The sequence below is a fragment of the Microvirga sp. Mcv34 genome (assembly GCF_024519725.1).
GTDB lineage: Bacteria > Pseudomonadota > Alphaproteobacteria > Rhizobiales > Beijerinckiaceae > Microvirga.
The window spans coordinates 1-14,717 of record NZ_JALJRK010000098.1 but is presented as its reverse complement, the minus strand read 5'-3'; the positions used below and the strand labels follow the sequence as shown (position 1 = coordinate 14,717).

The following is a 14,717-nucleotide window of genomic DNA, read 5'->3' as shown; positions in this document are numbered from 1 at the left end:
AAGATCGACACGGGGATCGATGCGTTGTTGCCGAGATGCAGGACCGCGATGGTCAGGATGAAGGCGAGATAGAACCAGTTCGCCACATAGATATGCGGCTCCTTGCGGCGCATGATCGTGCCGAGGAAGACCAGGAAGTAGGTCACCCACACGATGGTCAGGAACAGGTCCGCATACCATTCGGGCTCGGCATATTCCTTGCCCTGGGTGATGCCGAGCAGGTAGCCCGTGCCGGCAATGACGATGAAGAAGTTGTAGCCCAGCACCACGAACCAGGGAGCGATGTCGCCGGCGAGCCGCGCGCGGCAGGTGCGCTGCACCACGTAGAACGAGCTGGCGATGAGCACGTTGCCGCCGAAGGCGAAGATCACCGCCGACGTGTGCAGCGGGCGCATACGGCCGAAGGACAGCCATGCGGTGTCGAAGTTGAGCGCTGGAAAGGCGAGCTGGAGGGCGATCAGCAATCCGATGGTAAAGCCGGCGATGCCCCAGACGATGGAGGCGATCGTTCCGAACTTCACCGGATCCATGTTGTAGTTCGGCTTGCCGCCGATGGTCAGCGGGGGCAGTTCCGCGGGACGCTCGTAGTACCGGTTCACGATGGCGAACACGGCAGCCACGCTGGCGGCTGCAAAGAGATAGGCGTGGAAGGCGTATTCGGGCGTATAGGCCTTCGCCGCGATGATGATGCTGAGGAACGCCAGTCCGGCGAGGGCCAGGGCCGAGCCCATCTCGCCGAATGTCATGCCCTTTGAGGGTGCTACCGCTTGAGCCATAGGCTTCAACCTTTTGAGAAAATCGGCGATGCGGTGAGCTTCGCCGTCAGTCAATTCGTTTACGTGTCGGGAGGAGAGGGGGCATTGACCCAGATCAAACGCCCCGGACGGCCGTGCCCTACAGGGCGCGGGAATGCCGCTGGGCGCCGCTTTCGAGATAGCGGTCGAAGACGGCGCAGACGTTGCGGACGAGGGCGCGGCCTTCATCCGGGATCGTCAGGGTCAGGCCGTCGCGAGCGACAAGCCCGTCCCGCGCCAACGCATCGATGGCATCGATCTCAGGCCTGAAGCCATCGGCGCTTGAGCGAAACTCCGACGCGACGTCGTCGAGGTCCACCGAGAAGTCGCACATCAGGCGTTCGATGATCGCGCGGCGCAGGCGATCGTCATCCGACAGGGCGACGCCGCGCACGATGGGGAGCCGACCCTTCAGAACCGCCTCGCGATAGGCGACCGTGGTCGGTGCGTTCTGGATGTAGCCCTGGGGCAGGGAGCCGATGGCCGAGGTGCCGAAGCCGATCAGCGCCGTCGCCTCGTCGGTGGTGTAGCCCTGGAAGTTGCGATGAAGCCGCCCGTCCTTCTGGCGGATCGCCATCGGATCGTCGGGCCGGGCGAAGTGGTCGAGGCCGATCTGGACATAGCCCGCGCGGATGAACGCCTCGGTGGCGGCCTCGCGCTGCTCCACGCGCGCGACGGAATCGGGAAGCGACACCTCTGGCAGGAGCGCCTGATGGCGCTTCATCCAGGGAACATGGGCGTAGCCGAACAGCGCGATCCGGTCCGGATCGAGCCTCAGGGCGAGGTCGATGGAGCGCTTCACACTCTCGACGCTCTGGTAGGGCAGACCATACATCAGGTCGAGGTTCAGGCCGCCCACCCCCGCCTCCCGGAGCCAGGACGCGACTTGCGCCGTCTGTTCGAATGATTGAATGCGCCGGATGGTCTCCTGCACCTTCGGGTCGAAATCCTGGACGCCGAGGCTCGCCCGGTTGAGGCCGGACGCGGCAAGAGCCTCCACATGCTCCGGGGTGATGGTCCGTGGGTCGATCTCGACGGCGATCTCGGCCTCCGGCCTGATCGCGAAGGCCCGGCCGAGATGGCGCGAGACCCGCTGGAGGTCCTCGGGAGACAGGATGGTCGGCGTCCCGCCGCCCCAATGGATATGGGCGACGCCCATGCGGCCGGGCAGGTGGCGCGCCACGAGATCGATCTCCCGCTCCAGGCACTCCACATAGGCGGCAACGGCCTTGTAGCTTCGGCTCACGGCGGTGTTGCACCCGCAATAGAGACAGAGCTCCGCGCAGAACGGCACGTGCAGATAGAGCGACACCGGCTTGTCCGGCGCCAGTTCCGCCAGCCAGGACGCATAGGTTTCGGCCGTGACGTCCGGCTTAAAGTGCGGCGCCGTCGGGTAGCTGGTGTAGCGCGGGACGCGCTGGTCGTAGCGGGCGATGAGTTCGGGTGTCATGGCCGAACCCTTGCATGATGGCCCATCCGGGAGCCTTGATCTGAATCAAAGGCTCCGTCGGGCGCAGAACGGTCTCTCGTGCCTAGATCAGGTACCGCAGCGACTCGCTTGCCGCCCTCAGGGAGGGTAGGAAGCGTTCCCGCATCTCGTCCGCCGACACGCGCCCGGCCTGGGCGCTGAGATTAAGGGCAATGGTCACCTGGCCGCTCTTCTGGATCACCGGCACGGCGATGGAGCGCAGGCCGAATTCCAGCTCTTCGTTGACGATGGCGAAGCCCTGCTCCCGAGTGGATCTCAAAACGTCGTGGAGCTCTGCCTTGTCGGTGACGGTCTTCGGTGTCCGCGCCTCCAGGCGCACGCGCGCGAGATAGGCAATGATCGTGTCCTCGGACTGGTAGGCCAGGATGGCCCGGCCGAGCGAGGTGCAATAGACCGGCAGCCGGCTTCCGACACCGAGGCCGATGGACATGATCCGCCGTGTCGCGGAACGGGCGATGTAGACGATGTCGTCTCCGTCCAGGATCGCCGCCGAGCTCGATTCGCCCGTCGCTTCCGAAATCTGTTCGAGGAAGGGCTGCACGCGGGTGGAGAGCGAGGCGGATGAGAGATAGGCGTAGCCGAGCCTGAGAATGCGTGGACTTAAGGAGAAATAGCGCCCGTCGAAATCCGCATAGCTTAGCTTGGTGAGCGTCAGGAGATAGCGGCGGGCGGCCGCCCGGGTGATGCCGGTCAGCTTCGCTACCTCCGATAGGGTGAGGCGCGGTCTGCTGGCGTCGAAGGCCTCGATGACGAGGAGGCCCTTTTCGAGACTGGCGACGAAGTCCCGATCGCTGCCCTGATCTTCGAAGTCGTCACCCTGCATCACGGTCTCCAAAGGAGTATGGTGAACTTTGGTAGCCTTGACACCACCTCGCCAAATCATACTACATGTGCGATATAGCTTTCAATGTTCGCGAAGCGCACAAAAGGCTAGACGATAGGATGAGAAAACCGCGATCCGATGCAATGAGATCGAGGCAGCTCTGAGGGAGGAAGGGAATGAAAGTTTCAAGGAAGGTTCTCGGCGCTGCCATCGGCGCTCTGCTGGCCGGCACGGTCTCTGCCTATGCCGATACGATCAAGGTTGGGATCATCGGCCCATTCTCCGGCCCCTTCGCCTTGCAGGGCAAGAACTTCCAGGCCGGCGTCGAGGCCTACATGGCGCTGAACGGCAAGTCCGTGAAAGGTCACGACATTGAGGTGATCTACCGCGACCTTCCGGCTGCCAACCCGGCGCAGTCCCGCGCCCTGGCGCAGGAACTGGTGGTGAAGGATAAGGTGCAGTATCTTGGCGGCGTCTATTTCACTCCGGACGCCATGGCCATCACGCCCCTGCTCAAGCAGGCGAACGTGCCGCTCGTGATCTTCAACGCTGCGACTTCCGCCATCATGACCCAGTCTCCCCTCGTGGTGCGCACGTCCTTCACCACGGCGCAGACGACGACGCCGCTCGGCAAGATCGCCGTCGAGCGCGGCGTGAAGAAGGTCATCTCGGCAGTCAGCGATTACGGTCCAGGCGTCGACGCGGAGGTGGCGTTCAAGAAGGCCTTCGAGGCTGCCGGCGGCCAGGTGGTCGAGGCCATTCGCATGCCGCTGAACACCAACGATTTCAGCCCGATCATGCAGCGCATCCGGGATTCGGGCGCCGAGGCTGTCTTCGCCTTCCTTCCGTCCGGTCCGACGACCCTCGGCTTCGTAAAGGCCTATAATGAAACGGGGCTCAAGCAGGCGGGGATCAAGTTCTTCGCGCCTGGCGACCTCACGCAGGAATCCGACCTGCCGGCGCTCGGCGACGGCGCCCTCGGCCTGATGACGACCTTCCATTATGCCGTGTCGCACGACTCGCCGGAAAACAAGACGTTCGTCGAAGCGGCGAGCAAGGCCATCGGCGGTGCCGATCAGCTCTCGTTCCCGTCGGTCGGGGCCTATGACGGCATGCATGTGATCTACAAGATGATCGAGGCGACGGACGGCAAACAGGATGCCCAGAAAGCCGTGGATGCGGTGAAGGGCCTGTCCTGGACGAGCCCGCGCGGGCCGGTGAGCATCGACGCCGAGACGCGTCACATCACGGAGAACATCTATCTCCGCGAGGTCACCAAGGGCGCCGACGGCAAGACCTACAACAAGGAAATTCAGACCTTCCCGAACCAGAAGGACCCGGGCCTCGCGACCCAGTGAGAATCTGACTTCGGCAATTCGGGAGACGCGGCCATCCGACGCCGCGTCTTCTCATCGGCAGAACGGCCAAGCGCCCGGGATTCTTCATGCAGACCATCCTCAGCATCGCGATCGACGCCTTTGCTTACGGCATGGCTCTGTTCATCATCTGCATCGGCCTGTCGCTCACGATGGGGCTGATGCGGGTGGTGAACCTAGCGCATGGCGCCTTCGCGATGATCGCGGGATACATCGCCTCCTACGCGGCCCGTGACCTCGGCCTGGGCTATGCAGTCGCCATTTTTCTGGCGATCATCGGCACGGTCATCATCTCCATTCCCCTGGAGCGTCTTCTCTATCGCCGGATCTACGGCAGCCCCGAACTCACCCAGGTGCTGATGACCATCGGCATCACGTTCTGCATCATCGGCATCACCAACTACTTCTTCGGCCCGACCCTCAAGTCCATTCCTTTGCCGGGCAGCCTGAGCCAGCCCGTGGACGTGGGAATCCGCACCATCGCCGGGCATCGCCTGTTCGTCATGGCCTGTGGCGTCGTGGTGGCCGGCGGCCTCTGGTACCTGATCGAGAAAACCGATTTCGGCATCAAGCTGCGGGCCACGGTCGACAATGCGGCCATGGCCGATGCGCTCGGCGTGCGAACGCAGGTGATTTATGCGATCAGCTTCGCCATCGCCATCGGTCTGGCGGCGCTCGGCGGCGTGGTCGGGGCCGAGTTCCTGCCGATCGAGCCCTACTACGCGCTCCGCTACATGGTGACGTTCCTCGTCGTCGTGTCGGTCGGCGGGGCGGGATCCATCCCGGGCGCCGTAGTCGCCTGCCTCCTACTCGGTGCCGTCGACACAACGGGCCGCTATTTGATGCCCGAGTTCGGCAACTTCTTCTTCTATGCGGCCGTCATCGCCATCGTCTGCGTGTTCCCGCGCGGCTTCTTCGGAAGGGCTCAGTAACGTGCGGGTCCTCACGCAAGCAGAGAGAATCGCTGCCGCCCCATCCATAGGAGCCCGATGGCTGCGGGACATGGCCGGCGTGATCCTGATCATCGCCGCGGGCCTCGCGGGGTACTGGCTGTTCCCGGACAACCTCGCGCTTCTGACCCGCGTCATCGCGGTGGCGCTTCTCGTCCTCTCCCTCGATCTCATCACGGGCTATTGCGGCGTGGCCTCCCTCGGGCAAGCGTCCCTTTTCGGAGCGGGTGCCTATGCTGCCGGGATCGCCTGCGTGAACGGTGTGACCGAACCCGTGACGCTCGTCGCCATCGGGGCCGTCGCAGGGGCCATGGCGGGACTTCTCATGGGCACGATCATGCTGCGCGCCCATGGCCTGGCCCAGCTCGTCCTGTCCATCGCCATCGTCCAGCTCTTCCATGAGGCCGCCAACAAGGCATCCGCCTATACGGGAGGAAGCGACGGGCTTGCGGGCCTGATGGTGAGTCCTCTGTTCGGCGTGTTCGAGTTCGACCTCTGGGGCCGCACCGCCTATCTTTTCGGGCTCGCGCTGCTGGTCGTCGTCTTCGTCGTCTTGAAATTTATCGTCTCGTCGCCGTTCGGCATGCTGTGTCGGGGCATCAAGCAGGACCCGGTCCGCATCCGTGCCATGGGATCCTATGTGTTTCCGGTGCTCTTGAAGATGTTCGTGATCTCGGGAGCGGTGGCCGGAACGGGCGGCGCATTGGCCGCGATCTCCACCCAGGTGGTCGGCCTCGACAGCGTCAGCTTCGAGCTGTCCGCCAATGCGCTGGTCATGCTGGTGCTCGGCGGGCTCGGCACCCTTTACGGCGCGCTCGTCGGGACGGTCATCTTCATGGGCTTCGAGCATGTCGTCTCCGCCATCAACCCATTCCATTGGATGACGATGGTCGGAGCGTTGCTGATCGCCGTCGTGCTCGCGGCGCCCGGTGGCCTGACTGGCCTCTACGAAACACTCCTCGGGACCGGGAAACGCGCCAAGGGAGGTCGGACATGAGCGACCTCTTTCGCGTCGAAGGCCTGACCAAGAATTTCGGCGGCCTCGCCGTCAGCCGGAACATCTCGCTGTCGATGCCGGCGGGCGAGCGGCTCGCCCTCATCGGGCCGAACGGCGCCGGGAAGACCACCTTCGTGAATCTCGTGACCGGGCAGATCCGCCCGAGCGCCGGGCGTGTCGTCCTCAATGGAGAAGACGTCACCCGCTTCGGTGCCGTGCCGCGGGTTCGCAAAGGGCTGGTTCGAACCTTCCAGGTCACGCGACTGTTTTCGCAGATGACCCCGGAAGAGCATGTGACGCTGACCGTGCTGCAGCGTGAGGGGAAGGCGACTCGCATCCTGAGCCGGTTCACCGGCAATTCGGAAGTGTCGGGGGAGGTCGAGAGCATCCTGTCCACCCTTGGATTGCTGGACGTGGCCCGGCGGAGGGTCGGCGAGATCGCCTATGGCCAGCAGCGCCTGCTGGAGATCGGCATCGCACTGGCGCTTCAACCGAAGGTCCTGCTTCTCGACGAGCCGGCAGCCGGTGTGCCGTCCAGCGATACGCCGAGGATCGAACAGGCGCTGGAGCGCCTGCCGCCGAGTCTCGCCGTGCTCATGATCGAGCACGACATGGATCTCGTCTTCCGTTTCGCCAAGCGCGTGGTCGTCCTCGCGGCTGGCGAGATCATCTTCGAGGGTATGCCCTCGGACGTCGCCGCCAACGAGAAGGTCCGTGAGGCCTATCTGGGGAATTATGCCCATGCCCGCAGCGTCGCTTGACGTTCGCCAACTGAGCGCGGGCTACGGCCCGACGATCGTCCTGGAGGACGTTTCGTTCTCCGTGCCGTCCGGTGCGCGACTGTCTATCCTCGGCCGGAACGGGATGGGAAAAACGACACTGCTGTCGACCCTCATGGGCCTGAACCGACGCTACAGCGGCGAGATCCTGGTCGGCGGCGCGGACATCGCGTCGCTCAAGAGCTCCGAGCGGGCGCGGCGTGGCGTCGGGCTCGTGCCGCAGACGCGCGACATCTTCCGTTCGCTGACCGTCGAGGAGAACCTGATCGTCGGCATCAAGGACCGGCCGCGCAGCGTCATCCAGGAAGCCTACGAGATGTTCCCGCGTCTCCATGAGCGGCGCGGCAATCTCGGCTGGCAATTGTCCGGCGGCGAGCAGCAGATGCTCTCGACCGCCCGGACCATCCTCGGGCGCCCCTCGGTGCTGCTTCTCGACGAGCCGCTCGAAGGATTGGCGCCCGTCATCTGCGAGGAACTCATGGCAGCCTTCACGCGGCTCGCCTCCAGTGGCGAGATGACGATCCTTCTCGTCGAGCAGCGGCTGGAAAGCGCACTCGACTTCGCGGAATCGGTCCTGATCCTGGAGCGCGGGCGGATCGCCTGGCAGGGAACGAGCGAGGCTCTGCGCGCCGACCAGGGGCTGGTCGAGCATTACATCGGCGTCGGCTCGCTGCATTGAGGTGGGGCATGGCATTCACACGCGTCAATGGAATCGTTCTGCATCATCAGCAGCTCGGCCGGGCCGATGGCCCGGCCCTCGTCTTCATCAATTCGCTGGGCAGCGATTTCCGCATCTGGCAGGAGGTCGTGTCCGCCTTCACGGACCGGTTCCGTGTCGTTCTCTACGACAAGCGCGGCCATGGCCTCTCGGACGCCCCGCCCGCGCCCTACACCCTGGATGATCATACGGATGATCTGATCGCGCTTCTCGACCACTTGAAGATCGACAGCGCCGCCTTGGTCGGCCTGTCGGTCGGAGGGATGATCGCGCAACGCCTGGCGGTGCGGTCTCCCGAACGCGTGCAGGCTCTCGCGCTCTGCTGCACGGCGGCGAAGATCGGGACGCCGGAGACCTGGGCGGAGCGCATCGCCGCCGTCGAAAGCGGCGGGATCGAGCCGATCACCGACAATGTGCTGCAGCGCTGGTTCACGCCCCTGTTCCGTGAAACCCACGCGGACGTGGTCGCAGGCTGGCGCAACATGCTGGTCCGCACGCCGGCCCATGGCTATGCCGGCACCTGCGCGGCGATCCGCGACGCGGATCTGAGGCCCGATGCCGTCCGGATCGCCGTTCCGACCCTGTGTATCGCCGGCGACCAGGACGGCTCGACGCCCGCGGACGTGGTCAGAGGCACGGCCGATCTCATTGCCGGCGCGCGGTTCGCGCTGATCGACGGGGCAGGGCACATCCCCTGCGTCGAGAAACCCACCGTCCTGTCGAACCTCATCGACCGGCACCTCCAGGAGGCGGGACTTGTCTGAGAACGAACGCAGCGAACGCTACAAGGCCGGAATGGCGGTGCGCCGCCAGGTGCTCGGCGACGTCCATGTGGACCGGGCGAGCGCCCAGATGACGGAGTTCGACGCCGACTTCCAGACCTTCATCACGGAGGGCGCCTGGGGATCGGTCTGGGCGCGTCCTGGATTCACCAAGCGCGAGCGCTCCATCGTGACCATCGCGCTGCTGGCGGCGCTCGGGCAGGACGACGAGGTCGCCATGCATGTCCGTGCGACGCGCAACACCGGCGCGACCAAGGAGGACATCAAGGAAGCGCTGCTGCACGTAGCCGTCTATGCGGGAGTGCCGGCGGCCAATCACGCCATCAAGATCGTCAAGAAGACCTTCGCCGAAATGGAAGCAGATCCCGAACCTCACGAATAGGAGGACGGGCTGCGAGGGAGAGCCGCAATGTCGGATCAAGGATCATATCATCAGCGGGACCGGAGCTGGCATCCGGCCGCGCTCACGCCGCAATACAAGACCTCGGTGCTGCGTTCGCCGCGATACCCGCTGCTGTCGCTCGACAACACCCTCTCGGAGATGACCGGGCCGCGGTTCGGGCATGACAAGATCGGGCCGCTCGACAACGACCTGATCCGCAACTTCGCCAAGACAGGAGATCCGATCGGCCAGCGCATCATCGTCTATGGCCGCGTGCTGGACGAGAATGCCCGCCCGGTGCCCGGCGCCCTGGTGGAGTTCTGGCAGGCCAATGCGGGGGGACGCTACCGGCACAAGAAGGAGACGTACCTCGCCGCCATCGATCCGAATTTCGGCGGCTGCGGCCGCACGATCACGGACGAGGAGGGGCGGTACTGGTTCCGCACCATCAAACCGGGCGCCTATCCCTGGCCGAACGGCGTCAACGACTGGCGTCCGGCCCATATCCACTTCTCGCTCTTCGGCCATGCCTTCGCGCAGCGCCTGATCACGCAGATGTACTTCGAGGGCGACCCGATGATCTGGCAATGCCCGATCGTCTCGACCATCTCCGACAAGGCCGCCATCGACCAGCTGACCGCGGTTCTCGACCGCAACGCCACGCTGCCCATGGACGCGCTCGCCTACAAGTTCGACATCGTCCTGCGCGGGCGCCGTTCCACGATGTTCGAGAACAGGATGGAGGGGAACTGATGTTCCAGAACCTGACGACCCTGAAGGAATCGCCCTCCCAGACCGCCGGACCTTACGTCCATATCGGCGCGACCCCGAACTGGGTCGAGATCACCGGCGTGTGGAAGGAGGACCTGGGCCTCGTCCTCGTCGGCCCCGATACGAAAGGGGAGCGGATCATCGTCAAGGGCCGCATCTTCGACGGCAGCGGGAACCCGATCAAGGACGCGCTCGTCGAGATCTGGCAGGCCGACGCGGAGGGGCTCCACAACAGCCCCGAGGAGACCCGGGGACAGGCCGATCCGAACTTCGCCGGATGGGGCCGCCAGCCGACGGACGCCACGACGGGCGAGTTTCGCTTCGAGACGATCAAGCCGGGCCGTGTGCCCTACAGGGACGGCCGCCCGATGGCGCCGCACGTCACGTTCTGGATCGTGGCGCGGGGCATCAATATCGGGCTGCATACGCGGATGTATTTCGGCGACGAGGAGGCCGCCAACGCGAAATGCCCCGTCCTGGCGCGCATCGAGCATAAGTTCCGGGTTCCGACCCTCATCGCACAGCGAAGCGAGGAGAACGGAATGCCGACCTACACCTTCGACATTCACCTGCAAGGTGAGAGGGAAACCGTCTTTTTTGACATCTGATTGCCGATCCGAAAGCATATCATGGCCAAGTTCCAAAGCCTCAAGGAGGCTGTTGCCGAGAACCTGCGCGATGGCGACACGGTCGCCTTCGAGGGGTTCACTCATCTCATTCCCCATGCGGCCGCCCATGAGGTGATCCGGCAGGGGATCAAGGACCTCACGCTCATCCGCATGACGCCGGACATCGTCTACGACCAGATGATCGGAATGGGCCTCGCGAAGAAGGTGATCTTCTCCTACGCAGGCAATCCCGGCGTCGGCCTCCTGCGCCGGATGCGCGACGCCATCGAGAACGGCTGGCCCCGGTCCATCGAGACGGTGGAGCACAGCCATGCGGCCATGGCCAACGCCTATGAGGCGGGCGCCGCAGGCCTGCCCTGCGCGGTGTTCCGGGGCTATCTCGGCGCGGGCCTCAAGGAGGTGAACCCGGCCATCAAGAGCATCACCTGTCCGTTCACGGGCGAGGAGCTCGCGGCCGTACCGGCGCATCGGCCCGATGTGGCTGTCATCCACGCGCAGAAGGCGAGCCGGCGCGGCGACGTGCTGGTGGAGGGTATCGTCGGCGTGCAGAAGGAGGCGGTCCTTGCATCCCGGCGCTCGGTCGTGACGGTCGAGGAGATCGTGGAGGATTTCGACGATCTGCATCCGAATCTCTGCGTGCTGCCGCATTGGACCGTGACCTCCGTCGTCGAGGTGCCGGGCGGCGCGCACCCGTCCTACACCCATGGCTATTACGAACGGGACAACGCCGCCTATCTGGAATGGGACAGGATTTCCGCCGACCGGGACCTCTTCACCGCGTGGATGAAGGAGAACGTGCTCGACCGGGGCCCCGAGGTATTCGCCGAGCGCGTGAAGGGACTGTGAGGATGACGAACCTTTCCGACTTCACCCCCAACGAGATGATGACCATCGCGGCGGCCCGCGCCCTCTCGAACGACGATGTCTGCTTCGTCGGAATCGGGGCTCCCTCGGCGGCCTGCAACGTGGCCCGGCTGACCCATGCGCCCGACATCACCCTGATCTACGAGAGCGGCACCATCGGCACAGCGCCCAACGTGCTTCCGCTCTCCATCGGCGACGGCGAATTGTGCGAGACGGCGGTCACCACGGTGTCCGTGCCGGAGATGTTCCGCTACTGGCTTCAGGGCGGACGTATTTCCATCGGCTTTCTGGGTGCCGCCCAGCTCGACCGTTTCGGCAACATCAACACCACCGTGATCGGCGATTATCATAAGCCCAAGGTGCGCCTGCCCGGCGGCGGCGGCGCGCCGGAGATCGCCAGTTCCTGCAAGGAGGTGTTCATCACCATGAAGCAGGCGACCCGCGGCATGGTGGAGAAAATCGACTTCTACACGTCCTTCGGCCATGGCGACGGCGGGAACCATCGCGAGCGCCTGGGCATCAGGACCAAGGGGCCGACGCTCCTGATCACGGATCTGGCGATTTGGAAGCCGGATCCGGAGACGAAGGAATTCACCGTGGTGTCGATGCATCGCGGCGTCACCCGCGATAAGGTGCAGGAAACATGCGGCTGGACGGTGCGATTCTCGGAGCGCCTCGAGGAAACGCCTCCGCCGACCGAACTCGAACTCACCACCCTGCGCGAGCTTCAGGCCCGGACCGAGAAAGCTCACAGCGGCAAAAAGGGACATTGAACATGCGTGAAGCCTATATCTGCGCCTATGTGCGCACGCCAATCGGCCGTTACGGCGGCTCTCTCTCCGGCGTCCGCGCGGACGATCTCGCGGCCGTGCCGCTGAAGGCGTTGCGGGAGCGCCTCCCGAACCTCGACTTCGAGGCCGTCGACGACGTGATCTACGGCTGCGCCAACCAGGCGGGCGAGGACAACCGCAACGTGGCCCGCATGGCCGTGCTGCTGGCGGGCCTGCCTGGCTCGGTTCCAGGAACCACCATGAACCGCCTCTGCGGGTCGGGTATGGATGCCGTCATAGCGGCGGCCCGCGCCATCAAGACGGGCGAGGCCGAGATCATGATCGCGGGCGGCGTCGAATCCATGTCTCGCGCGCCCTTCGTGATGCCCAAGGCCGACACGGCCTTCTCCCGCAACGCGGAGATCTACGACACCACCATCGGCTGGCGCTTCATCAATCCGTTGATCAAGAGCCAATACGGCGTCGATTCCATGCCGGAAACCGGCGAGAACGTGGCGGCGGACTTCAACGTCTCGCGCGAGGACCAGGATGCCTTCGCCGTGCGCTCGCAGAAGAAGGCGGCTGCTGCCCAGGCCAATGGACGTCTGGCGCAGGAGATCGTACCGGTCACGATCCCGAAGCGAAAGGGCGACCCGGTCGTTGTCGACAAGGACGAGCACCCGCGCGGCGACACGACCCTGGAGCAGCTCGCGAAGCTTCCGACGCCGTTCCGCAAGGACGGAACCGTGACGGCCGGCAATGCCTCGGGCGTCAATGACGGCTCGGCCGCCTTGATCGTCGCATCCGAGGACGCCGTCCGGAAGTTCGGGCTCGAGCCGATCGCCCGCGTGGTCGGCGGCGCCGCCGCCGGCGTTGCGCCGCGCATCATGGGCATCGGGCCGGCGCCGGCGACCCGGAAGCTCTGCGCACGGCTCGGTCTCAAGCCGACGGATTTCGACATCGTCGAGCTGAACGAGGCTTTCGCCAGCCAGGGCATCGCGGTGCTGCGCGAGCTCGGCATTCCGGAGGACGCGGAGCATGTGAACCCGAACGGGGGCGCCATCGCGCTCGGCCATCCGCTCGGCATGTCGGGCGCGCGCATCGCCGGCACGGCGGCCTTGGAGCTGAAGCTGCGCGGCAAGAAGCGTGCGCTCGCCACCATGTGCATCGGCGTGGGGCAGGGTATCGCCGTGGCCCTCGAAGCCGTGTAACGCGGAGCTCCCCATGACATGGACGCCTCCGCATCCCGTTCTGCAGGCCCTCGTCGGCGACGGAGAGGTAGGGGCGTTCTTTTCCAACGAGGCGGAGCTTGCCGCCATGCTGCGTGTCGAGGCCGCTCTGGCCGAGGCGGAGGCAAAGGTCGGGCTGATCGCCCCGGAGGCTGCGGGGCGGATCGCCAAAACCTGCCGCGAATTCCAGGCGGACTGGCCCAGCCTCGCGGACGGTCTGGCTCGGGACGGCGTCATCGTCCCGGAATTCGTCAGGCAGCTGCGGGCCGCCGTCGGCACGGCTCAGGCTCAATCGGTTCACCTGGGGGCGACGAGCCAAGACATCATCGATACGGCCCTGATCCTGCGCCTCAAGGGCGTCGTCGAGATCCTCGGGCAGCGCCTCGATACGCTGGTTCATAATCTCAACGCGTTGAAGCGCCGGGACGGCGCGACGCGCCTCATGGCGCACACCCGCATGCAGCAGGCGCTTCCGTTTACCGCAGCCGACAAGATCGACACGTGGCTCCAGCCGCTGGAGCGGCTCCGTGAGCGTTTGCAGGATCTCGCACCGCGCCTGCTCGTCATCCAGCTCGGCGGCCCTATCGGCAGCCGGGGCGAGCTGAAGGGGCAGGGCGATGGCGTGGCCGATGCCATGGCTGACATCCTCGAACTTGGTTTTTCGCCCTCCTGGCATTCCCAGCGCGACAGGATCGGCGAGTTCGGGGCCTTCCTGTCGCTGCTCACCGGGATCCTGGGCAAGATCGGTCAGGACATCGCCCTGATGGGGCAGAGCGAGGTCGGCGAGGTGAGTCTTGCAACGGGCGGCGGCTCGTCCGCCATGCCGCACAAGTCCAACCCAGTTCCCGCGGAGGTCCTGGTGACTCTCGCTCGCTTCAATGCCGGGATGCTCGGCACCCTGCATCAGGCGCTGGTGCATGAGGGCGAACGTTCGGGAGCGGCCTGGACACTCGAATGGATGGTTCTGCCGCAGATGGTCGTGTCCGCCGGCGCAGCTTTGAGCAAAGCCCAGGCCCTTATCGCCACCATGAGCTTCGCGCCATCGAAGGCGGCCAGAACTTAGGCGCCCAAAGAAGATACAGGAAGATATGCCTCATCTCTCCCGTTCGGGAGACGGGATGAGGGCTGCGCTTGCAATCCCTCGACGTCATGGCCGTCCCCGGACTTGATCCGGGGATCAGACCCGGCCATCCACGTCTTTGCAGCGATGGAAGACGTGGGTGGCCGCAACGGGGAAAGCCATGACGGCGCGGGATGAGCGGCGCAGTGTTTTGTTCTTTCTTTGTTCTTGATAGTCAGCGCAACCTTAGCTATATCGTTGCACAGCCTGATCCGACGAGGGGCGCGCTTCGCGAGGCGTCGCA

General features: G+C 65.0%; 16 protein-coding genes. 13 read left to right on the top strand and 3 right to left on the bottom strand.

The genetic code is table 11. The features are described 5' to 3' along the window. From OC446_RS26355 to OC446_RS26345, 3 genes are all read right to left on the bottom strand, one after another. Window positions 1-776 (bottom strand): cbb3-type cytochrome c oxidase subunit I (locus OC446_RS26355; RefSeq protein ID WP_262031963.1); only part of this gene is annotated, 776 nt, incomplete at its 3' end. Window positions 777-894: 118 nt separating this feature from the next. Beyond that, entirely contained in the window at window positions 895-2,244 is a 1,350-nt protein-coding gene (gene hemN, locus OC446_RS26350; RefSeq protein ID WP_262031962.1) for an oxygen-independent coproporphyrinogen III oxidase, read from the bottom strand. 82 nt (window positions 2,245-2,326) lie between these two features. Next, complete coding sequence (locus OC446_RS26345) at window positions 2,327-3,106, bottom strand: IclR family transcriptional regulator (protein WP_262031961.1); 780 nt, start codon at window positions 3,104-3,106, stop codon at window positions 2,327-2,329. Between the two features lie 176 nt (window positions 3,107-3,282). On the opposite strand from OC446_RS26345, the gene OC446_RS26340 reads away from it, so the two are divergent. The 13 genes from OC446_RS26340 (at window position 3,283) to OC446_RS26280 (ending at window position 14,416) form a co-directional block, all read left to right on the top strand. Continuing rightward, window positions 3,283-4,464, top strand: a complete 1,182-nt coding sequence (locus OC446_RS26340) for an ABC transporter substrate-binding protein (RefSeq protein ID WP_262031960.1) — start codon at window positions 3,283-3,285, stop codon at window positions 4,462-4,464. A gap of 86 nt (window positions 4,465-4,550) precedes the next feature. Further along, window positions 4,551-5,414, top strand: a complete 864-nt coding sequence (locus OC446_RS26335) for a branched-chain amino acid ABC transporter permease (RefSeq protein WP_262031959.1) — start codon at window positions 4,551-4,553, stop codon at window positions 5,412-5,414. 70 nt (window positions 5,415-5,484) lie between these two features. Continuing rightward, window positions 5,485-6,429, top strand: coding sequence for a branched-chain amino acid ABC transporter permease (locus OC446_RS26330; RefSeq protein ID WP_262031958.1), 945 nt, complete (start codon window positions 5,485-5,487; stop codon window positions 6,427-6,429). After that, on the top strand, window positions 6,426-7,190 hold the full coding sequence (locus OC446_RS26325; protein WP_262031957.1) for an ABC transporter ATP-binding protein: 765 nt from the start codon (window positions 6,426-6,428) through the stop codon (window positions 7,188-7,190). The genes OC446_RS26330 and OC446_RS26325 overlap by 4 nt, the downstream gene beginning before the upstream one ends. After that, window positions 7,171-7,887 (top strand): ABC transporter ATP-binding protein, encoded by a 717-nt coding sequence (locus tag OC446_RS26320; RefSeq protein WP_262031956.1) that lies wholly within the window; start codon window positions 7,171-7,173, stop codon window positions 7,885-7,887. The genes OC446_RS26325 and OC446_RS26320 overlap by 20 nt, the downstream gene beginning before the upstream one ends. A gap of 8 nt (window positions 7,888-7,895) precedes the next feature. After that, a complete protein-coding gene (gene pcaD, locus OC446_RS26315; RefSeq protein ID WP_262031955.1) occupies window positions 7,896-8,690 on the top strand; it encodes a 3-oxoadipate enol-lactonase in 795 nt (264 codons plus the stop codon). 31 nt (window positions 8,691-8,721) lie between these two features. Then, on the top strand, window positions 8,722-9,090 hold the full coding sequence (gene pcaC / locus OC446_RS26310) for a 4-carboxymuconolactone decarboxylase (RefSeq protein ID WP_262031965.1): 369 nt from the start codon (window positions 8,722-8,724) through the stop codon (window positions 9,088-9,090). 27 nt (window positions 9,091-9,117) lie between these two features. After that, the gene (gene pcaH, locus OC446_RS26305) at window positions 9,118-9,843 is read left to right on the top strand and encodes a protocatechuate 3,4-dioxygenase subunit beta (RefSeq protein ID WP_410055147.1); all 726 of its coding nucleotides are present in this window, start codon (window positions 9,118-9,120) and stop codon (window positions 9,841-9,843) included. Continuing rightward, a complete protein-coding gene (gene pcaG / locus OC446_RS26300; RefSeq protein WP_262031954.1) occupies window positions 9,843-10,469 on the top strand; it encodes a protocatechuate 3,4-dioxygenase subunit alpha in 627 nt (208 codons plus the stop codon). The genes pcaH and pcaG overlap by 1 nt, the downstream gene beginning before the upstream one ends. 21 nt (window positions 10,470-10,490) lie before the next feature. Further along, the gene (locus OC446_RS26295) at window positions 10,491-11,336 is read left to right on the top strand and encodes a CoA transferase subunit A (protein ID WP_262031953.1); all 846 of its coding nucleotides are present in this window, start codon (window positions 10,491-10,493) and stop codon (window positions 11,334-11,336) included. A 2-nt stretch (window positions 11,337-11,338) separates the two neighbouring features. Further along, complete coding sequence (locus tag OC446_RS26290) at window positions 11,339-12,127, top strand: CoA-transferase subunit beta (RefSeq protein WP_262031952.1); 789 nt, start codon at window positions 11,339-11,341, stop codon at window positions 12,125-12,127. Window positions 12,128-12,129: 2 nt separating this feature from the next. Beyond that, a complete protein-coding gene (gene pcaF, locus OC446_RS26285; protein WP_262031951.1) occupies window positions 12,130-13,335 on the top strand; it encodes a 3-oxoadipyl-CoA thiolase in 1,206 nt (401 codons plus the stop codon). 13 nt (window positions 13,336-13,348) lie between these two features. Then, on the top strand, window positions 13,349-14,416 hold the full coding sequence (locus tag OC446_RS26280) for a 3-carboxy-cis,cis-muconate cycloisomerase (RefSeq protein ID WP_262031950.1): 1,068 nt from the start codon (window positions 13,349-13,351) through the stop codon (window positions 14,414-14,416). Window positions 14,417-14,717: the final 301 nt, after the last annotated feature.